This window comes from uncultured Actinobacillus sp. (genome assembly GCF_945915845.1).
Taxonomy (GTDB): domain Bacteria; phylum Pseudomonadota; class Gammaproteobacteria; order Enterobacterales; family Pasteurellaceae; genus Exercitatus.
In genome coordinates this window covers 24322-43486 of sequence record NZ_CAMEFX010000001.1, presented here as the reverse complement: position 1 = coordinate 43486, position 19165 = coordinate 24322, and the positions used below count along the sequence as shown (strand labels likewise).

19 protein-coding genes are annotated in these 19165 nt (G+C 40.5%); 14 read left to right on the top strand and 5 right to left on the bottom strand.

Going from position 1 to position 19165, the window contains the following annotated elements; translation table 11 throughout:
* Window positions 1-132: 132 nt before the first annotated feature.
* From Q0O89_RS00195 to Q0O89_RS00185, 3 genes are read left to right on the top strand one after another with little or no spacing between them, the layout of a single operon-like run.
* Entirely contained in the window at window positions 133-792 is a 660-nt protein-coding gene (locus Q0O89_RS00195; RefSeq protein ID WP_293729361.1) for an amino acid ABC transporter permease, read from the top strand.
* A gap of 1 nt (window position 793) precedes the next feature.
* On the top strand, window positions 794-1462 hold the full coding sequence (locus Q0O89_RS00190) for an amino acid ABC transporter permease (RefSeq protein ID WP_293729359.1): 669 nt from the start codon (window positions 794-796) through the stop codon (window positions 1460-1462).
* A 3-nt stretch (window positions 1463-1465) separates the two neighbouring features.
* Window positions 1466-2230: an amino acid ABC transporter ATP-binding protein gene (locus Q0O89_RS00185; protein ID WP_293729357.1), complete on the top strand. Its 765-nt coding sequence runs from the start codon at window positions 1466-1468 to the stop codon at window positions 2228-2230.
* A gap of 265 nt (window positions 2231-2495) precedes the next feature.
* Here Q0O89_RS00185 and Q0O89_RS00180 read toward each other — a convergent pair whose 3' ends face one another.
* The gene (locus tag Q0O89_RS00180; protein WP_293729355.1) at window positions 2496-6569 is read right to left on the bottom strand and encodes an ESPR-type extended signal peptide-containing protein; all 4074 of its coding nucleotides are present in this window, start codon (window positions 6567-6569) and stop codon (window positions 2496-2498) included.
* A gap of 436 nt (window positions 6570-7005) precedes the next feature.
* Between Q0O89_RS00180 and Q0O89_RS00175 the strand changes: the two genes are divergently transcribed.
* From Q0O89_RS00175 to Q0O89_RS00150, 6 genes are all read left to right on the top strand, one after another.
* Complete coding sequence (locus Q0O89_RS00175; protein WP_293729353.1) at window positions 7006-7863, top strand: cysteine ABC transporter substrate-binding protein; 858 nt, start codon at window positions 7006-7008, stop codon at window positions 7861-7863.
* 244 nt (window positions 7864-8107) lie between these two features.
* Window positions 8108-10384, top strand: coding sequence for a bifunctional glutamate--cysteine ligase GshA/glutathione synthetase GshB (gene gshAB, locus Q0O89_RS00170; RefSeq protein WP_293729351.1), 2277 nt, complete (start codon window positions 8108-8110; stop codon window positions 10382-10384).
* A gap of 12 nt (window positions 10385-10396) precedes the next feature.
* Window positions 10397-10801, top strand: a complete 405-nt coding sequence (locus Q0O89_RS00165) for a nucleotidyltransferase substrate binding protein (RefSeq protein ID WP_293729349.1) — start codon at window positions 10397-10399, stop codon at window positions 10799-10801.
* 2 nt (window positions 10802-10803) lie between these two features.
* Complete coding sequence (locus Q0O89_RS00160) at window positions 10804-11109, top strand: nucleotidyltransferase domain-containing protein (RefSeq protein ID WP_293729347.1); 306 nt, start codon at window positions 10804-10806, stop codon at window positions 11107-11109.
* Window positions 11110-11114: 5 nt separating this feature from the next.
* A complete protein-coding gene (locus tag Q0O89_RS00155; RefSeq protein ID WP_293729345.1) occupies window positions 11115-12203 on the top strand; it encodes a PhoH family protein in 1089 nt (362 codons plus the stop codon).
* A gap of 105 nt (window positions 12204-12308) precedes the next feature.
* Complete coding sequence (locus Q0O89_RS00150; RefSeq protein WP_293729343.1) at window positions 12309-13433, top strand: Fic family protein; 1125 nt, start codon at window positions 12309-12311, stop codon at window positions 13431-13433.
* 82 nt (window positions 13434-13515) lie between these two features.
* Here the strand turns inward: Q0O89_RS00150 and Q0O89_RS00145 are convergent, their stop codons facing one another.
* From Q0O89_RS00145 to Q0O89_RS00130, 4 genes are read right to left on the bottom strand one after another with little or no spacing between them, the layout of a single operon-like run.
* Window positions 13516-13815, bottom strand: coding sequence for a hypothetical protein (locus Q0O89_RS00145; protein ID WP_135710798.1), 300 nt, complete (start codon window positions 13813-13815; stop codon window positions 13516-13518).
* Between the two features lie 12 nt (window positions 13816-13827).
* On the bottom strand, window positions 13828-14061 hold the full coding sequence (locus Q0O89_RS00140; RefSeq protein WP_135710799.1) for a hypothetical protein: 234 nt from the start codon (window positions 14059-14061) through the stop codon (window positions 13828-13830).
* A gap of 58 nt (window positions 14062-14119) precedes the next feature.
* Window positions 14120-14554, bottom strand: coding sequence for a hypothetical protein (locus Q0O89_RS00135; protein WP_276981114.1), 435 nt, complete (start codon window positions 14552-14554; stop codon window positions 14120-14122).
* Window positions 14555-14600: 46 nt separating this feature from the next.
* Window positions 14601-15182, bottom strand: a complete 582-nt coding sequence (locus Q0O89_RS00130; RefSeq protein WP_293729338.1) for a hypothetical protein — start codon at window positions 15180-15182, stop codon at window positions 14601-14603.
* A 138-nt stretch (window positions 15183-15320) separates the two neighbouring features.
* Here Q0O89_RS00130 and Q0O89_RS00125 point away from each other — a divergent pair, with 138 nt between their 5' ends.
* From Q0O89_RS00125 to Q0O89_RS00105, 5 genes are all read left to right on the top strand, one after another.
* Entirely contained in the window at window positions 15321-15656 is a 336-nt protein-coding gene (locus Q0O89_RS00125) for a helix-turn-helix transcriptional regulator (protein ID WP_293729336.1), read from the top strand.
* 58 nt (window positions 15657-15714) lie between these two features.
* Complete coding sequence (locus Q0O89_RS00120) at window positions 15715-16338, top strand: thiamine diphosphokinase (RefSeq protein ID WP_293729334.1); 624 nt, start codon at window positions 15715-15717, stop codon at window positions 16336-16338.
* A 3-nt stretch (window positions 16339-16341) separates the two neighbouring features.
* Window positions 16342-16809, top strand: coding sequence for an rRNA maturation RNase YbeY (ybeY, locus tag Q0O89_RS00115; protein WP_293729332.1), 468 nt, complete (start codon window positions 16342-16344; stop codon window positions 16807-16809).
* A 268-nt stretch (window positions 16810-17077) separates the two neighbouring features.
* Window positions 17078-18940 carry a GNAT family N-acetyltransferase gene (locus Q0O89_RS00110; RefSeq protein WP_293729330.1) on the top strand — a complete coding sequence of 621 codons (1863 nt, stop codon included), beginning with the start codon at window positions 17078-17080 and terminating at the stop codon, window positions 18938-18940.
* A 6-nt stretch (window positions 18941-18946) separates the two neighbouring features.
* A complete protein-coding gene (locus Q0O89_RS00105) occupies window positions 18947-19117 on the top strand; it encodes a DUF5363 domain-containing protein (protein WP_293729328.1) in 171 nt (56 codons plus the stop codon).
* The last annotated feature ends 48 nt before the right edge of the window (window positions 19118-19165 follow it).

Sequence of the window (19165 nt, the reverse complement as noted above, 5' to 3'; positions counted from 1 at the left end):
ATTGACCGCACTTTTTCAAAGCGCGGTCATTTTTTATGGGATTTTGTTATTAAACATAACCATAAGATCTTTAAATTTTGCTTACACCGGTGCCTATAATAAGCTATTTTATTCTTTTCCATCACAAGAACTATGAATTGGCAATATATATTAGACGCGATTCCTCGATTTATTGATGCAACCTTACTTACGCTGCAGTTATCCCTTTGGAGTATTATTTTATCAATCATCATCGGTGTGCTTTGTGCCGTGGTATTAGTTTATAAAGTGCGCGGACTACAATGGATCGTAAAAATCTATATTGAACTTTCGCGTAATACGCCCTTACTCATTCAAGTCTTCTTCTTATATTTCGGTTTGTCGAAAGTGGGGATTAAATTAGATAGTTTCACGTGCGGTATTATCGGGTTAGCTTTTCTCGGTGGCAGTTATATGGCAGAAGCTGTCCGAGCCGGCTTGGAAGCCGTATCGAAAGGGCAAATTGAAAGCGCGCTGAGTATTGGGTTAACGCCAATTCAGGCATTTCGCTATGTCATTTTTCCACAAGCTTTTGCCATTTCAACCCCGGCCATTGGCGCAAACTGCTTATTCTTAATGAAAGAAACATCCGTCATCAGTGCTGTAGCTGTAGCAGAACTTATGTTCTTAGCCAAAGATATTATCGGTATGGATTATAAAACGAACGAAGCCTTATTTTTATTGGTTGTATTCTATTTAATTATTTTATTACCGGTATCTATTTACATTCGCGTCCTTGAACGCCGCCTGCGCCAAGCAAAATATGGAGCTTAAAATGGGATTAACAATACTTTTTCAGGGTTCAAACTTAGAGCGCTTACTGGGTGGCTTAGCCGTGACTGCGCAAATCGCCTTTATCTCCGTTTTTTTCGCCTGTATTTTGGGCGTGATCATGGGCGTCATCATGACAAGTAAAAATAAAGCTGTCCATTTTTTATGTCAGCTCTATTTAGAAATTGTGCGCATTATCCCGCTATTGGTCATTTTATTTTTAGTGTATTTCGGTTTTGCAAAATGGTTTGGTGCACATCTTGATGGTGTCTGGGTTTGCATTATGGTGTTTATCTTCTGGGGCACCGCTGAAATGGGGGATTTAGTTCGTGGTGCATTAACTTCCATTGAAAAACATCAAGTGGAAGCGGCTTATGCCCTCGGTTTAACCAAAACACAAACGTTTATCTATATTTTATTACCCCAAAGCTTAAAACGCGTGACCCCCGGTGCCATTAATCTCTTTACGAGAATGGTAAAAACCAGCTCTTTAGCCATGTTAATCGGCGTACTGGAGGTCATTAAAATTGGGCAACAGATTATCGAAACCTCGTTATTTACCGATCCATCTGCGGCACTTTGGATTTACGGCGTGATTTTCGCACTTTATTTCGCGATTTGTTATCCACTGTCTTTATTCTCAAAATATTTAGAAAATCGTTGGGACAACTAAATTATGGCATTATTAGAAATTAAAAAATTGGTTAAAAACTACGGAAATGTGACCGCACTTCACGGCATTGATTTATCGGTTAAAAAAGGTGAAGTCGTCGTCATTCTTGGACCTTCAGGCTGCGGTAAAAGCACCTTATTACGCTGTATTAACGGATTGGAAGAAATTAAAAGCGGTGAATTAATACTAGAAGGGAAAGGACAATTAGGTAAGGATATTTCCTGGGTTAATGCACGCCAACATATCGGTATGGTGTTCCAAAGCTATGAGCTTTTTTCCCATATGTCTGTTATTGACAATATTTTACTCGGCCCCTTAAAAGTACAGAAACGCAAACGGGAAGAAGTAGAAAAACAAGCAGATGAGCTCTTAAAACGTGTGGGGTTATATGAACGTAAAAACGCGTTTCCAAGAGAATTGTCAGGTGGGCAAAAACAACGTATCGCCATTGTGCGTTCACTTTGCATGAACCCCGAAATTATGTTATTTGATGAGGTCACCGCGGCACTTGATCCGGAGATGGTCCGTGAAGTATTAGATGTCGTATTGGGTTTAGCCAAAGACGGCATGACAATGTTAATTGTCACCCACGAAATGGGCTTCGCACGCCAAGTGGCCGACCGTATTGTGTTTATGGACAAAGGTGAAATTATAGAACAATCTAAACCTGAAGATTTCTTTGTTAACCCAACCACCGACCGCGCCAAAACATTTTTGAATATTTTAAATTATGAATCTCGCGGTACAGATTTTCTCGAGAATATTTAATTCTATCAATCCCACTTAGTGTTCACGCTACGCCCAAATAAAAAGGCAGGACTTTCATCCTGCTTAGACCGTTGACAAACCCTATACGAGCCGTATAGGGTTAATTAATCTGAGCCGCTCTGCGGCTCTTTTTTCAGCCCCAGCGGGGCTGGGCTTAATGAACCTAGCACGGCTCGTGCTAGGTGGTTTCCCAAAGATGAGCTTTGTCAGCAATCTAAGCAGGATTTTCATCCTGCTTTTGTTCTATTTATTCAGCAATCACGGATTACCATTGGTAACCATAAGCTGCACCGACCATCATGTCTTTCTTACCAGACATATTTGATGAACCGCTGAATTTAATAATGTGCTTGCTGTTATCTGAGATACGAGAGTAACCCACAGCCAGCGCTTGTTCACCGCGGTAGCTTGTGGTTGCTGCGCCCACCATTGAACGCCCCGACATATGTGGTTGTGGGATCATACCAATCGCCCCCGCAATAGCAGCACCACGTCTGCCGGCACGATCCACATCATCAATACGTTTATTCACATCACCAAGACGATTATTGATATTTTGTGCCACATTATATAATTGTGAACCGTTTACGGCATCTTTTGATGTTGGTGAAATTTCGCCATCTGCCACATGGGTGATTTTCTTGTCGCCGGCATCAATACCGCTTGCCGTGATGCTTGGACCATTCTTAATGGTTAAACCACCTTCGTTAAGCACCGTATCACCCACTTTCACTTCGGTAAATGCTACTTTATCTTTCGTTGCAAAAGTGACTTTACCATCCGCTTCTTGTTTCACCGTTAAGTTTTTACCTGCAACCATTTCAACTGCATCGCCTGGATTAATTAACTCATCTGAGCCTGATACTTTTTCACCTTCCGCCGTAGCAGACGTTTTCAAGTTAAAGCCGGATTTGTTAATCGTATCCACCACATTTTGCACCGTCGCCACTTTATTTTGCGCTTTTTCTAAGGCTTTTTCTGCAGCAAGCGCATCGTTTGCGGCTTTAATTAATTGCTCAGGTGTTGTCTGTTCATCAGCTTTCAAGGTTTTTAATGCCTCTTGAGCCGTTTTTAAGTCAGCTTCCGCTTTAACAACATCTTCACCTTTAGTTTTCAGATCATCCAACAATTTCTGTGCATCAATCACTTTTTGAGCCGCCTCAACTAAATCTTCTGCAGTCGTATTTGGATCGGCTTTCAAGTCTGTTAAGGCTTTTTCCGCTTGAGTTAAGGCATCTTTGGCGGTTTCAGTGGCTTTATCAACCAACTTACCGTCTTCCACTTCCATTGTACCTTGGTCAATATCCACTTTCACCACAGTAGTGGTCGATACTTCACCTTTGTCATCTAATTGTTTCACAGTACCAAGATTTACCGTTGTTCCTGTGCCATCAGCAAATTTCAATTTGTCATCAGGGTTAATTTTTTCTTCTTTGTTATTAAAATCCACCGCACTTACGTCAGTTTCTTTACTCACATAGAAACCTGATTTTTGAATTGCATCCGCCACTTGATTACCATCAACAAAGCCGTTACCTTTATTTTCTACTTCAGTATTAGTATCAGGTGTTAATGCTTTTGTGGTATCTGTTGGTTTGCCTGTTGTTGGGTCAATGTTGTCTTTCTCATAGTAAGTTTTGTTACCTTCATCATCGGTCACTTCAACTACATCTTTTTTCTCGCCACCAACGGTAATGGTTTTTTCATTCGATTTCGCCACTTCGCCTTTCTCTAACGAAATCGTAATCTCACGCACTCCCGCTGCTGTCGTTTCGCCTGTTACTTTAATGCCATCTTTACCGACAAAATCCACACGGTTTGCATTACGCACATCATCCGCATAATCATTACCACTGGCTGAAACCACCCAACCTAATTTTTTCGCATCGGCAACAGTTAGGACATTAGTTGCATTAGAGCCATTTAAATCGGCTAATCCATTATAAGCATTAGATACATTTTCCGTAGGTTGTGTTGCAACCGGTTTCGCATCTGCAGACTTCACTGAGCCATCTTCATTTAACTCCGTGCCGGCAGGATAATATTTATTATCCTTATCTTTTACTAATTGGTTACCGTCTTTATCCACAGGATTGCTCAAGGTTTCAGTACCTGCTGCCACATTACCTAACTGAGTGGCATCCCCTTTGGTATTATTAGGCGCGCTTGGATTAATCACGTTCACTTGCGTATCTGACGTATCAACAGGCTTAGCATCATTTTTTGGCTTACCATTGATAAAATTCACGGTATCATAAGGTTTCACAAAATCGACCGCACTTCCGTTGCCTTGCAAGTTCCAACCTGCGTTTAACACATCACCAACGGTTGCCGCGTTGTTAAGCACTCCTTTATTAAAGTTTGAGGAAGTTGGGTCAAATTTTTCAGGTAGCGAAGCTTCTGTTGTTGGCTTTATTTCATTACCATCAATGTCTTTTTTACCGCTATAGGTATTGTCTAAATTCCCTTTCACATTCGTGATGTTTTCAGGGTTAGTGCCTTTCGCTTTAATTACCACGCTGTCTTGGTCTGCAACAGGTTGTACAGCATTGCCGTCTTTATCCACAATGTTGCCGTTAGCATCAGTTGTTGTACCTGCCGGATAGTATTTATCCCCAATTTTTACTACAGGATTGCCGTCTTTATCCACATATTGGAATGGGGCATTGTCAGTAATATGACTTGCCACTAAATAAAGTTGTGAGCCATTAATGGCATCGGTAGAGGTTTTTGAAATTTCCCCTGCCGCTACGTTCATAATACGACGTTCTTCGCCTGCTGACCCCACAGTGACCGCACCTTTTGCGGTATCACCGGCAAAACCGCCATAAATAATGCTACTCACATTGGCTGTTTTAACCGTACCCTCATCGCCGGCGGTGGTGGTTGTGCCTGCAACATCCTCTTTTGTGAGGTTTTTCGTGCCCACTGTCGCACCTTTCGCAATGGTGCTGTCGTTGCCTAAATAAACGGAGTTTTCGACAGTTTTTGAAGTAAATAACGAACCATCATCTTTCACACCCACACTGCTACCTAAGACATAAGTATTGCTTGAGGTGATGTAGTTGTTGTTACCGACAACGCGAGAGTTTTCAACGGCAACTTCATTGGCTAAACCGCTTGCTGTTTGTAGTTTGCCATTTGCATAAGTCGCTGTTGCGCCAATTTGGTTGTTATTACCAAACGCGCCCACGTTGCTTGATTGTGAACCAACCGCATTATCATTACCTTGGGTATATGAGCCTGCCCCTGCTACAATTGATGGGTCACCAAATGCGCCGGCACCATCTCCGCTAACCACGTTGCCCACACCAATAGCGATAGATGAGTTACCTGTTACGTTAGAATCCGGACCAATACTGATTGAGTTTGAGCCTGAAACAGTTGATAAGTTACCCATAGCAATTGAGTTTGTTGCTGTAGCAACAGTTACGTTTGCGTTGTTACCTATAGCAATAGAATAGTCTGCTTCTGTATTTGCAGATTGACCCATTGCGGTAGAACGAAGCCCCCTAGCCCAAGTAGAACGACCTAGAGCAACGGCACGTGTGCCTGAAGCCAATGAGCTACGACCAATAGCGATAGAAGAATCCCCACTTGATGCTCCAACACCAGGAAGAATTCCTGCACTTGTACCAATTGCAATAGCATCTGCAGCATTAGTTGCAGCGAGCTGGCCAATCGATGTACTGTTCGCCCCTGTTGCACGAGCTTGCATACCGATGGCGACAGCCTGATTGCCATCAGAAATAGCACTTCGACCAACCGCAACAGTTCCAACTCCATTTTTTGCTTCTGACAGATAACCGATTGAGACAGCTGTTTCAGAAGAAGCATTCGCTCCCTTACCAATAGCAACAGCATATATTGCTGAAGATTTTGCCCCCTCACCGATTGCAACATCATTGCTACCTGTTGCTGCAGCACCAGAACCAATTGCCATAGACCAGTCACCCGTTGCTACAGAACCTCGACCAATTGCAGTTGTTGCGTTACCTGATGCCTTAGCATTTGCACCAATTGCTAATGATAATGTAGCGTCTGTATTAGCCGGGTTATTTGCATAAGCATTTTTACCAAATGCTGTATTTCCATCTGCATCACTTGCAATATAAATATCATTTCCTGAAATAGAAATAGGGGTATTCGCTGCCGCTGCTGCCATTGCATTTGTAGAACCTAATAATGCAGCACTCGCAACACTTAATGCCACTAATGTTTTAGTTGGTTCAATACGGTTATCTGTACTTGATGATTTACCATTCGATTTTGTTAATTCTGACGTCACCACAAAACGCTGGGCTGTATGATTCCAAATGACTTTAAAAATTTTATTCATGTTTTAAATTCCTATTTAATTAAACTCATCCATTTCCTAAATAAGTGCTAGCCTTATAAACCTTTTGATTTTGGGAAGTTTTGGGCTACATAGGCCATTTAAAGGCTCAAATAGAATCGGATTCTACCCCCCCCCTCTGCCATTAAGTCAATGAATTTAATAGGAAATTTACAATAATTTACATTCTTTACAATAACCCGATGAAACACCGTGGGCTGTACTGGCGTTTGTGTTGACTTAGAGCTCGGATAACCCCTATTGGCGTGGTATTCAAGAAACTTCAGGTGATTTTTTTTGGGGGATGATTTCGTCTTTTTTGTTTAATTCAAAATTTGCATATTAAATAGCAAATCGTTCTTTCCTTTTGGTCAAGGCTTCTTTTTATAATGCTTTCAAATTCAACAACACAACATCATTAACCATAAAAGGAAATGTTATGAAAGCATTGAAAAAAATTACCACATTAGCCGTGACCTTACTTCTTGCTTTAGGCGTCACCGCGTGTAACGACAAAGAGAATAGCGCAGCCAATAATGATGCGCCAAAAGCCGGTGCGATTGAACGCATTAAACAAGCAGACAAAATTCGTATTGGTGTATTCAGTGATAAACCGCCATTTGGTTATGTGGATAAAGACGGCAAGAACCAAGGATTTGACGTTGAAATTGCTAAGGCCTTAACAAAAGATTTATTAGGCGATGAAAACAAAGTGGAATTTGTGTTAGTCGAGGCAGCAAACCGCGCGGAATATTTGCTCTCAAATAAAGTAGATATTACGTTAGCGAACTTCACCGTTACACCTGCTCGTCAAGAAGTGGTAGATTTTGCCAAACCTTATATGAAAGTGGCTTTAGGTGTGGTGTCTAAAGATGGTACAATCACCGACGTGAAACAATTAGAAGGCAAAACGCTGTTAGTGAACAAAGGAACCACCGCGGATGCGTATTTCACTAAAAACTTCCCGAATGTTAATTTGTTAAAGTTTGAACAAAACACAGAAACCTTTGAAGCCTTACGTGATGGACGTGGCGATGCATTGGCTCATGATAACGCCTTATTATTCGCATGGGCAAAAGAAAACCCTGGTTTTGTTGTGGGTGTAAAAGAGTTAGGCGATATTGACTTTATCGCAGGTGCGGTACGCAAAGAAGATAAAGATCTTTTAGCGTGGTTAAGTGCTGAAATGGAAAAATTAAGTAAAGATGGTGTATTAAATGCCGCTTATGAAAAAACCTTAAAACCAATTTATGGCGACACCATCAAAGCGGAAGATATTGTAGTGGAATATAAATAATCCATTTTTCAACCTAAAGTGCGGTCGAATTTGGCCGCACTTTTTTTATTGTCGATGCATAAATCGTTGATGTAGGGGCGAAACATCTTTCGCCCCATTGTTCTCTCTATATGTTATTAGGGCGAAAAATATTTTGCCCCTGTAGTTGGACGATGGGTACCAATATCACATTATTGCCGATTACTATCAAACAATGATAAAGTAAGGCTATTTTCAACAGCAGCCTTTGATAAGGAAGTTAACCATGAAATTACAACAAATTATTAAAAATAACCGCCTTGGTTTATTATTCCAACAAGGCTCATTTGGGATTGAAAAAGAAAGCCAACGTGTTCATCAAGAGGGTTCTGTGGTGACTACAGCGCACCCCAAAGTGTTTGGCAACCGTTCTTTTCATCCTTATATCCAAACGGATTTTGCGGAAAGCCAGTTAGAATTAATTACGCCGCCAAATAAAACACTTGAAGATACACTACGTTGGTTGCAGACCATTCACGAAGTCGTGTTGCGTAGCTTACCTGAAGATGAATATATTTTCCCTATGAGTATGCCTGCAGGATTACCGCCTGAAAAAGATATTAAAGTGGCGCAGTTAGACAATCCTGAAGATGTGGCTTATCGTGAGCATTTAGTCGCATCTTATGGTGCGTACAAACAGATGGTAAGCGGTATTCATTATAATTTCCAATTTGCTCCTGAGTTTGTCCAAGCTCTATTTAATACACAAGATAAATATCAAAGCGCGGTAGAATTTCAGAATGCGTTATATCTGAAATTAGCGAAAAATTTCCTGCGTTATCAATGGGTGCTGTTATATCTTTTAGCGGCAACGCCAACGGTCGATGCGAATTATTTTAAAGACGGTTCGCCATTAAAACCGAATCAATATGTGCGTAGTTTGCGTTCGAGCCAATATGGTTATGTAAATGCGCCTGAAATTAAGGTCTCTTTCGACAGTATTCCACAATATGTGGAAACCCTGGAACATTGGGTCAATTCAGGCAAATTAATTGCAGAAAAAGAATTTTATTCAAACGTGCGTTTGCGTGGTGCGAAAAAAGCCCGTGAATTTTTGGAAACAGGGATTCAATATTTGGAATTCCGTTTATTTGATCTTAACCCATTTGAACCGAACGGTATTGCATTAGATGATGCGAAATTTATCCATTATTTCATTATGTTAATGATTTGGATTGATGAAACGGCGGATAGCGATGGGGTGGAAATCGGAAAAGCGCGTTTAGCGGAAGTGGCATGGGAAGATCCACGTCAACCTACTCAATATGCTGTTGAGGGGGAAATGTTGCTTTCTGAGATGATGAATATGCTCGAAACGATTGGTGCCGGCGAAAGTGCGGTGGAAATTGCGGAAGATAAATTTGCTGCATTTGCTGAACCACAATTGACCCTTGGCGCGCGCGTAGTGGACGAAATTGAAAAAGCCGGTGGATACCAAGCGTTTGGCGCAAATTTAGCGCGAGTTTACAAACAAAATGTCCTTGATACTTTCTATATGTTGACGGCGTTTAATAATATGGAATTATCTACCCAAGCCTTAATGTTTGATGTGATCCAAAAAGGCTTGAAAATGGAGATTTTAGATGAAAACGATCAATTTCTACGTTTGCAATTCGGCGACCACGTTGAATATGTGAAAAACGGTAATATGACCAGCCACGACAGCTATATTTCACCGTTGATTATGGAAAATAAAGTGGTCACCAAAAAAGTGCTGGCAGAAGCCGAGTTTAATGTGCCGCAAAGTCGCGAATTTACCAGCCTTGAGCAAGCTGTTGCCAATTACGCTTTATTTGAAGGTAAAGCTGTGGTGATTAAACCAAAATCCACCAACTTTGGTTTAGGCATTACCATTTTCCAACAAGGCGTCACCAACCGCGAAGATTTTGCCAAAGCCGTTGAAATCGCTTTCCGTGAAGATAAAGAAATTATGGTGGAAGATTACCTTGTGGGAACAGAATACCGTTTCTTTGTGTTAGGCGATCAAACGTTGGCTGTGTTATTGCGCGTGCCAGCTAATGTAACGGGTGACGGAAAATCTACCGTGGCAGAATTAGTGGCAGCGAAAAATGCTCATCCATTACGTGGGGATGGCAGCCGCACGCCATTGAAAAAAATTGCTTTAGGCGACATTGAACAGCTACAACTGAAAGAACAAGGCTTAACCGTGGACAGCGTACCTGCAGCAGGACAGCTTGTACAATTACGTGCCAACTCCAATATCAGCACAGGCGGCGACAGTATTGACATGACAGAGGAAATGCACGACAGCTACAAACAACTTGCTGTTGGTATCACCAAAGCCATGGGCGCGGCGGTTTGTGGTGTGGACTTAATTATCCCTGATTTGAAAAAGCCGGCTGAGCCGAATTTGCAATCTTGGGGCGTGATTGAAGCCAATTTTAACCCAATGATGATGATGCATATTTTCCCTTATGCAGGAAAATCCCGCAGATTAACGTTGGATGTGGTGAAAATGTTGTTCCCTGAGTTGCCGGCTTAATTGGATTAACATATGGAAAAACTGGATATTACACCATTAAAAAATGCCGTTTTGCGTTTAGATGAGGGGCTTGTTCGTTATGAATTGGATACTTCAGATTTGCAAATCCGCGATGGTTTAATTCAACGTTTTGAATTCACTTATGAATTAAGCTATAAAATGCTGAAACGTTATTTGGAGCAGACATCACCCAATCCGGCCGAGTTTGATGGTATGTCATTTCAGGATTTAATCCGCACAGGAAATGAAAAAGGGCTTCTGCTTGGAAACTGGACGGATTGGCGACGTTATCGAGAAATGCGTAGCCGAACAAGCCATACTTATGATGAAAATACGGCAATTCAAGTGGTTTCCAGTATTCCTCAATTTTTAGAAGAAGCTAAATATCTTGTTCAATCTTTGCAAAAACGTATTTAAAAATGACCGCACTTTTAGTGACAGATAATGAATTAGCCATTGTGCGAGAGGTTTTACAGAAATATGTCCCTACTTATGAAGTTTGGGCATTTGGTTCACGTGTGAATGGTAATGTTAAACCTTATTCAGATTTAGATTTAGCCGTGATCACAGCTGAACCGCTGGATTTACAAACTTACGCGGATTTAGTTGATGCCTTTTCTGAATCAAACTTACCTTGGAAAGTGGATGTCGTGGATTGGGCAACAACGAGTGACAATTTCCGTCAAATTATTTTACAAAAATACTTAGTTATTCAGGCAAACTGATATTTATGAACAACGATTTTTCTCAACATTTTACCCTAGAACCTGGCGATAATCAGCGTTTACAATCACTTTGTGGCGCATTTGATGATCATTTGAAACTGATTGAAAAAGAGTTTAACTTATCGATTTCTCGCCGTAATTTTGATTTTACAGTAGAAACAAATGATGAGAAACCAAAACCGCACCACGAAAAATTAATTAAAAGTGCGGTGAAATTAATTCAAGATTTGTATGTGGAAACCGCGCCGATTAAAGGTAAAATTAAAGAATTGGATTTAGAAGACGTGCATCTTGCTATTCAAGAAAGCCGTATGTTGGCGCAAGGAGAAGCAGACGAACCTGCTGAAAGCAAAGTTTACACTACGACCATTAAAACCAAACGCGGCTTGATTAAGCCACGTGGGAAAAATCAAATTGAATATTTGCATAACATTTTGACTCACGATATTAGTTTTGGTATTGGCCCTGCCGGAACCGGTAAAACCTTTTTAGCGGTGGCTGCAGCGGTGGAAGCCCTTGAACGGCAAGAAATTCGCCGCATTTTACTCACGCGCCCTGCGGTAGAAGCAGGAGAAAAACTCGGTTTTTTACCGGGAGATTTGGGATCTAAAATCGAACCCTATTTACGCCCTTTATACGATGCCTTGTACGAAATGTTAGGCTTTGAGCGCGTGGAAAAACTGATGGAACGTAATGTGATTGAAATTGCACCATTGGCGTATATGCGCGGTCGAACGCTTAATGACAGTTTTATTATTTTAGACGAAAGCCAAAATACGACCGTGGAACAAATGAAAATGTTCTTAACTCGAATTGGCTTTAATTCCAAAGCAGTGATTACAGGCGATGTTACCCAAGTGGATTTGCCGCGTAGCCAGAAATCAGGCTTAAAACACGCCATGGAAGTGTTATCTGAAGTCAAAGAGTTGAGCTTTAATTACTTCGACAGCCAAGATATTGTCCGCCATCCTGTGGTCGCCAAAGTCGTCCAAGCCTATGAAAAATGGGAAGCGGAAGATGAAATACGCAAACAAAAATTAGCAGAACAAAAACGATTGGAAAAAGAAGAAAAAGCCATACACGAACCCGAATAAAGAAAATGAGCCGAATAACTGAATTATTCGGCTCATTTTTGTTTTGAATTTGAGCTGAATATTTTTTATAATCGGCTCATTCTAGGGGAACAAAGGTGAGTGAATATGCAATTTGAGCATGGCTTATGGATTTGGCAACAAGAAAATTGGACGGATTTTCGTTGGGATGAGCAACAAATTTCCCCTAAATTACGCCAATGTTGGAAATTGCTTGGGGAATTATTGGGTTCAACGCAGGGGCAAGTGCTTGCTCCTCAATCCGGTTTAAATGTGTTATTAGAAAATATCTTGAGTTCATCTGCCATTGAAGGGGAAAGTTTAAACGCTTTTTCCCTACGTTCCTCCCTTGCTAAACGCTTAGGCGTTAGCCTTGAGAATCCTTATCCCATCACAGATCGTAGCGAAGGTGTCAGCAATATTATGTTAGATGTCTTAGAAAATTGGCAACAAGAATTGACTTTAGAACGTTTGTTGCAATGGCATCAGTGGTTATTTCCCGAAAAATCGGTTTTGGGGCGAATTTCGGTTGGGCAGTTGCGTGGTGATGAACCTATGCAAGTGGTGTCAGGTCGTTTAGATCGTCCTAGAGTGCATTTTGAAGCACCGCCACGTTCTGATTTGGAACAAGAACTCACCCATTTTTTAACTTGGTTTAACCAAAGTCGTTATCAAACTCACCTGGATCCTTTGCTACGTGCCGGTATTTGCCATTTGTGGCTATTGACCTTACATCCTTTTGATGACGGCAATGGGCGAATTACAAGGGCATTAACGGATCTGGCTTTGGCGCAAGCGGATCAACAAACGGTGCGCTTATACGCCATTTCTACGGTGATTTTGCAAAAACGCAATGCCTATTATGAGGTTTTGGAGCAAACCCAAAAAGGCATATCAGATATCACGGCTTGGTTAGATTGGTTTTTAGATGTGCTACAACAAGCTTTGCAACAAAACCTCACCAAAATTCACCGCACTTTAGCCAAAAGTCGTTTTTGGCAAATTCATGCACAAGATGAATTATTGGACGCACAAAAGAAAGTGCTAAATCGACTGCTAGACGGCGGCGAAATGGGCTTTGAAAATGGCATTAACGCCAGCCAATATCAAAAAGTCGCTAAGGTCAGTAAAGCCACCGCAACAAGACATTTAACTGAATTAGTGGAAAAAGGCTTACTACAAAAAACAGCGGCAGGTGGACGAAGTACGAGATATGTGGTGTGTTTGAGTTGATTTGCCCATAGTGAATAGTGAATGAGCCGAATAATTGAATTATTCGGCTCGTTATAGTCATCAGTTTACTTGCAATGCTAAATTACTCAACAACATCTGCTAAATAATCAAAAGGAAGATGGATGATATTTGATATTTCAGTGTTAGCCGACAGTCCTGAATTTGGCGTTATATTGTCATCTTTGATATGATGTTGATCATATCTTTTTGAAAAATCAAATGTTACAAGCTGTTTTTCTTTATCGACTTCTAATATTTCAACTGTAGAGCTGTCAGAAAATTGCCATACATTGTTATTTGAATGGTATATCTTAGCTTTATAGCCTTGTCTGATTGAGCTTAAATCCCAGTTTACTTTTCTAGGTTTATTAAAATATGTCATAAATTTTCCTTTTTAGTTTTGTCTCCATTGTTGGGTTTCGGGATCAAATTCAATTGATATTGGACAAAATCCTTGTATTACAATAGCAAACTCAAATCCCATCATAGTTTTATAGTAGCAACGTGTATAGCGGAAATCTCCAGTTTCTGATTGTCCTGTATTGGAAGCATATTCCCAATCAGCCGAAACTAGACCAGACGTTCCCAATCCAACCGCTAGGAATATTAATTTTCCTAATTTACACATAATGTTCTCCTAGTTATCTAATATGTAGTACAACTAACTACCAGTATAGTTTGAAATTTTAGTCTTCAATATCCATAAATTTATCAATAAAAAGCCCCAAACAAATACATAAATATATCCCCATAAATTTTAGTGTATTCCAAAAACCAAAGCTTATATTTTGAGTGAAAATCCAAATTAGTAAGCCAATTAAAATAAACAACAAAATAGTTTTTGCAATATTAAGTACCATTTTTGTATGGCTTGGAGCTAAATAAATAATTGGAAGTACAAAACCTGCACCAAAGATAAAAGCCTGTATGCAACTAAACCAATAAACATCAAAGCCACCTACTTCATAATATCCTCGCCCATCAGAAATAAGCTGTCCTTCATATGGCATAAATAATAATCCATATATTATCGATAGGATGAATGGGCATAGAATACAGACGATAGGAAGCAGTAACCAACGAATAATCGGAGACCATGACGTTAATAATTTTTCAGACATTTGATTGTTTCCCAAAATTTACCTATTTATTTTTTGACCTGCATTTTTAATAGGACATACAACTGAAACCACCATTATAATTAGGGTTACAGTTTGTTTGTCTGAATATCGGCCCTTGCTGTTGCATATGAATTTGGGCCGGTGTTTTACCTAATCCTTGCCCTATATGTCTTGTCATTGTATTCCAGCGTGCTTGTTCAAACGCTGCTTGTTGTCGAGCGGCTGCTTCTTGTGCTTGACGAGTTTCTATTTCATCGCGTTTAGCCAATTGAGCTGATTGAGCAAAAGTAATCTTACCTTGTTTAACTAATTCAAAACGTCTATAAGCTTTCATAAAACTATTTTCAAGGGGATAATTTCGAATATCTTGTTTAGCTTCCATGATGGCATCTCGTATTAATAATTGACCAAGATGAATTAATTTTTTCTCTTCAGGTGTAGCATAAGTATTAGTTGCATATAATTCTTCACTTGCTTTTAATAATGTATCCATTATCTTCCCATTATATATTCGATCTTGCTCTTCCATAGCTTGATAGTATTTATCCTGAATAGGTTGCCAATGTGGTTGATTTGAGCAAGCTGTCAAAAATAAGCTTATAACAAATAAAGAAAGCAGTTTTTTCATAAAGTATTCCTTAGATGTAATGGTTAAAATATGCGACTAAAGTAATGTAATTTAAATTATATGCCTAGTAAGTTATTCAGTCAACGCATAAGATCAAAAAGAATATGCCTTCAATGATAAGTAATTTAAAGGCAAAATATGGCGCAACCATTGGCAAGTGAAATTGATCGTCTTGTAGGACAGCGAATTCAAAAGAGACGCAGAGAATTAGGTTTTACTGCAGAAAGGCTATCAGAATATGTGAATTTAACTCAACCTCAATTATCCCGCTACGAACGCGGTACAAACAAAATCAATGTGGCACATTTAGTGGCGATTGCCACTTTTTTGAAAACGCCGATTAGTTATTTTTTTGTGGATTGTATGGATGACTTTGAATGGAATGGTGATGAAGTTGATCAAGTTTGGGCAAGTTTAACCCCATCGCAGAAAAGCCATTTTGTGGCATTTTTAAAGGAACTTCAGAAAAACTAGTCAGAGTGAAAAACTGTGGTAATATCAACCGCACTTGAGATAGAAAAGAGTGAGTAACATGAACATTGCGTTAGTTGCAGGTGGGGATTTCTCGCCGATTGAGCAAGGTTACGATTATTATGTTGGGATTGATCGCGGTTGTTTGGCGCTGTTAGATAATGGTTTGCCACTGGATTTTGCTGTGGGTGATTTTGACAGCGTGACAGAAAATGAGCTGATGAAGATTCGAGCAAGTGCGAAAGAAATAGTGAGTGCGCCAACCGTGAAAAATGATACTGATACTGAATTGGCGTTGAAAGGCGTGTTTGCACGATTTCCTACGGCGTTGGTCACGGTTTATGGTGCATTTGGCGGACGGTTAGATCATTTATTTTCCAATGTTTTCTTACCTTCTGAACCTGCCTTGGCGCCATTTATGCAGCAAATTTCCCTTGTTAATACACAAAATCATATTAGCTATGCGCCAGCAGGTAAGCACCAAATTTTTCCTGTTCAGGGAATGAAATATGTCTCTTTTATGTCTGATGACAAATTGACGATTACTGGGGCAAAATATGAATTAAATGCACAGAATTTTTTTAGTAAGAAAATTTATTCGAGCAATGAATTTATTGGAAAACCCATTGAAGTTAGCCTGAATTCGGGCTATGTTTTGATTATTCAAAGTCGAGATAGAGAATAATAAATGCAAAACGTCATTATTGATTTACAAATTGCGAGCGAAGATCAAACGCATTTGCCAACACTTGAACAATTTACCCATTGGGCAACGCAAGCAGTACGCGCGGAGAGTATCGAACCTGAAATTACGATACGCATTGTAGATGAAGCGGAAAGCCACGAATTGAATTTAACTTATCGTGGCAAAGATCGCCCAACGAATGTGTTATCTTTTCCTTTTGAATGTCCGGAAGAAGTGGATTTGCCTTTGTTAGGGGATTTGATTATTTGCCGTCAAGTGGTGGAACGTGAAGCGCAAGAACAAGGCAAACCGTTATTAGCACATTGGGCGCATATGGTGGTGCATGGCAGTTTGCATTTGTTGGGTTATGACCATATTGAAGATGATGAAGCGGAAGAAATGGAAAGCCTTGAAACGGAAATTATGACAGGGCTTGGCTTTGAAGATCCTTATTCCTACGATGAAGAATAGGGTCTGTTTATCTTTCAATAAAAAGCTGCGTTGTCGCCTAAAAAAGCCATCGGCTAGGCGTAAAACGCAGTTAATAGCAGGACTATTTACAAGTTTTACAACAACGACGATGGCTTTTTTAGGCACAACCCGAAGGGGCGGGCTTCTTTTTTGCCCACTCTGTGTTAAAAAAACTTTGTTTAGAATGACTAAACGGCAGTTTTTTTGCCTTGATTGGGCAAAAAATAAGCTCCGCCGCAGCCTTTTATTGAAAGATAAACAGACCCTAATGTTAGCTGAACGCTGTTTAACCTTAAAATATGACCAAAATCCACCGCACTTTCCCTCGCATTTAAAGGAAAGTGCGGTGATTTTATCGCCTGAAAATTTTAGCCAAGCCAAAAATCTGCTTGGGCAGGAATTTGATTGGATTTTGTATGATGGGCGAACCACATTGAATTTGGATGCCTTGGCGATTGCCGTCGGTACGCTACGCGCCGGTGGTGAATTGGTGTTGTGGCTAGATGAAAATCAGCAAAGGGATTTGGATAGCTTGCGTTGGTCAGGCGTTGAGCAAGGAATTGAAACCCCGAATTTTAACGCGTATTTCGAGAATTTGATTGAAAAATATCGTAGGGACACACTGCCTGTGTCCGATAAATTTGTGGCAAATGCCTCGACGGACACCGGCACTGTGTCTCTACAGGCGACAGCAGAACAATCACAAATCATCAGTAAAATCCTCAAACAACAATCGGATCTTTATATTATTACGGCAAAACGAGGACGTGGAAAATCAGCCTTGGCAGGTATGCTGATTAAACAGTTAAGATCACGTTGTTATGTCACCGCACCCAATAAAAGCGCGGTGAAAACTTTACAAGATTTTGCCGCGATTCCCTTGAATTTTGTTGCGCCTGATGAATTGGTGGCTCAAATCAAGCAGGATCCTGAACCATTTCGTGAAGATTGGCTGTTTATTGATGAAGCCGCCATGTTGCCCTTGCCCTTATTGTTTCAGCTGATTTCTACCTTTAAACATATTGTGATCACCACGACGATTCATAGCTATGAAGGTACGGGGCGAGGTTTTTTGCTGAAATTTCTTGCCAATTTAGACCGCACTTTCCAACATCTTGAACTCACCAAACCATTACGCTGGGCGGAAGGCGATAGATTGGAGCAATTTATTGATGAATTGTTGTTGATTGATTGCGAAGATCGTTTAATTCAACCTGCCTTTAACCCGCAAAGTGCGGTCATTTTTCGCCAAGTTTCACAATCTCATATTGTGCAACGCATCCAAGATTTTTATGGGCTGTTAACATTGGCTCACTATCGTACTTCGCCGTTGGATTTGCGCCGTTTATTGGATGCCCCTAAGCAGCAATTTTATGTAGCGGAAAGTGCGTCGAATTTACTCGGTGGTGTATGGCTAATGGAAGAAGGGGGAATGCAGGATAACGTGTTAATTGAACAAATTTGTCGTGGCCAACGCCGCCCCAAAGGCAATTTGGCGGCACAATCTTTGGCATTTTTTTATCATTTTCCGTTGGCCTGTACATTGCGTTCCTTGCGTATTTCGCGTATTGCACTACAACCGAATTGGCAGAAGCAGGGGTTGGGGCAAAAGCTGATTGAGCGGATTGCTAAAGATGCAGAGGTGGATTTTCTTTCGGTGAGCTTTGGTTATACGGATGAATTAATGTATTTTTGGCAAAAGTGCGGTTTTGTTTTGGTGCAAATCTGTGAGCATAAAGAAGCGAGTAGTGGTTGTTATTCAGCCCTAGCTGTACGCGGTATTTCCCCTGCCGGACAACATGTTGCGCAACAACTTTCGGGTTATTTTGCACGAGATTTTGTCTTAACAGCCCATCCGTTAGCGTTGAAATTAGGGGCGAGAGAAATCGATTGGGACTTAAACGTACAAGATAGGTGTTTATTGCAGAACTTTGCAGATTTTCACCGCACTTTATTTTCAACCCTTGCGCCCATTCGGCGATTAGTGGCACAATCTAACCAAGGCGATTGTCCTACCTTAGCGGCCTATTGTGCCCGGGGGATGAGGGACAATGCGTCATATGGCGGTAAGAAATCTTGGTTATCCTGTTGTCGCCAAGAAGTTAAAACTTTGTTAGAAAATGGGGACTAAAAGAACATGGCTGAACAAAAACAATCTGAAGGATTTTTCAAAAAATTACTCAATAAATATCATGAATTTTGTCAAGATTTGGGTGTGGATAATGGGGCTTGCCGCAGCTGTACACCTATTGTAAAAGCAGATGAGCAAGGTAATCTTATTAAGGATGAGCCTAAGGATAAAAAGTAATGTGATCTTGGTCACATTTCCGGAAAGAAAACAGATTGTCGGGGATTT

What these genes read in the sequence shown, in the direction of transcription:
- Q0O89_RS00195 (WP_293729361.1), top strand. Translation starts at nt 133, where the DNA reads ATGAATTGGCAATATATATTAGACGCGATTCCTCGATTTATTGATGCA.
- Q0O89_RS00190 (WP_293729359.1), top strand. Translation starts at nt 794, where the DNA reads ATGGGATTAACAATACTTTTTCAGGGTTCAAACTTAGAGCGCTTACTG.
- Q0O89_RS00185 (WP_293729357.1), top strand. Translation starts at nt 1,466, where the DNA reads ATGGCATTATTAGAAATTAAAAAATTGGTTAAAAACTACGGAAATGTG.
- Q0O89_RS00180 (WP_293729355.1), bottom strand. Translation starts at nt 6,569, where the DNA reads ATGAATAAAATTTTTAAAGTCATTTGGAATCATACAGCCCAGCGTTTT.
- Q0O89_RS00175 (WP_293729353.1), top strand. Translation starts at nt 7,006, where the DNA reads ATGAAAGCATTGAAAAAAATTACCACATTAGCCGTGACCTTACTTCTT.
- gshAB (WP_293729351.1), top strand. Translation starts at nt 8,108, where the DNA reads ATGAAATTACAACAAATTATTAAAAATAACCGCCTTGGTTTATTATTC.
- Q0O89_RS00165 (WP_293729349.1), top strand. Translation starts at nt 10,397, where the DNA reads ATGGAAAAACTGGATATTACACCATTAAAAAATGCCGTTTTGCGTTTA.
- Q0O89_RS00160 (WP_293729347.1), top strand. Translation starts at nt 10,804, where the DNA reads ATGACCGCACTTTTAGTGACAGATAATGAATTAGCCATTGTGCGAGAG.
- Q0O89_RS00155 (WP_293729345.1), top strand. Translation starts at nt 11,115, where the DNA reads ATGAACAACGATTTTTCTCAACATTTTACCCTAGAACCTGGCGATAAT.
- Q0O89_RS00150 (WP_293729343.1), top strand. Translation starts at nt 12,309, where the DNA reads ATGCAATTTGAGCATGGCTTATGGATTTGGCAACAAGAAAATTGGACG.
- Q0O89_RS00145 (WP_135710798.1), bottom strand. Translation starts at nt 13,815, where the DNA reads ATGACATATTTTAATAAACCTAGAAAAGTAAACTGGGATTTAAGCTCA.
- Q0O89_RS00140 (WP_135710799.1), bottom strand. Translation starts at nt 14,061, where the DNA reads ATGTGTAAATTAGGAAAATTAATATTCCTAGCGGTTGGATTGGGAACG.
- Q0O89_RS00135 (WP_276981114.1), bottom strand. Translation starts at nt 14,554, where the DNA reads ATGTCTGAAAAATTATTAACGTCATGGTCTCCGATTATTCGTTGGTTA.
- Q0O89_RS00130 (WP_293729338.1), bottom strand. Translation starts at nt 15,182, where the DNA reads ATGAAAAAACTGCTTTCTTTATTTGTTATAAGCTTATTTTTGACAGCT.
- Q0O89_RS00125 (WP_293729336.1), top strand. Translation starts at nt 15,321, where the DNA reads ATGGCGCAACCATTGGCAAGTGAAATTGATCGTCTTGTAGGACAGCGA.
- Q0O89_RS00120 (WP_293729334.1), top strand. Translation starts at nt 15,715, where the DNA reads ATGAACATTGCGTTAGTTGCAGGTGGGGATTTCTCGCCGATTGAGCAA.
- ybeY (WP_293729332.1), top strand. Translation starts at nt 16,342, where the DNA reads ATGCAAAACGTCATTATTGATTTACAAATTGCGAGCGAAGATCAAACG.
- Q0O89_RS00110 (WP_293729330.1), top strand. Translation starts at nt 17,078, where the DNA reads ATGTTAGCTGAACGCTGTTTAACCTTAAAATATGACCAAAATCCACCG.
- Q0O89_RS00105 (WP_293729328.1), top strand. Translation starts at nt 18,947, where the DNA reads ATGGCTGAACAAAAACAATCTGAAGGATTTTTCAAAAAATTACTCAAT.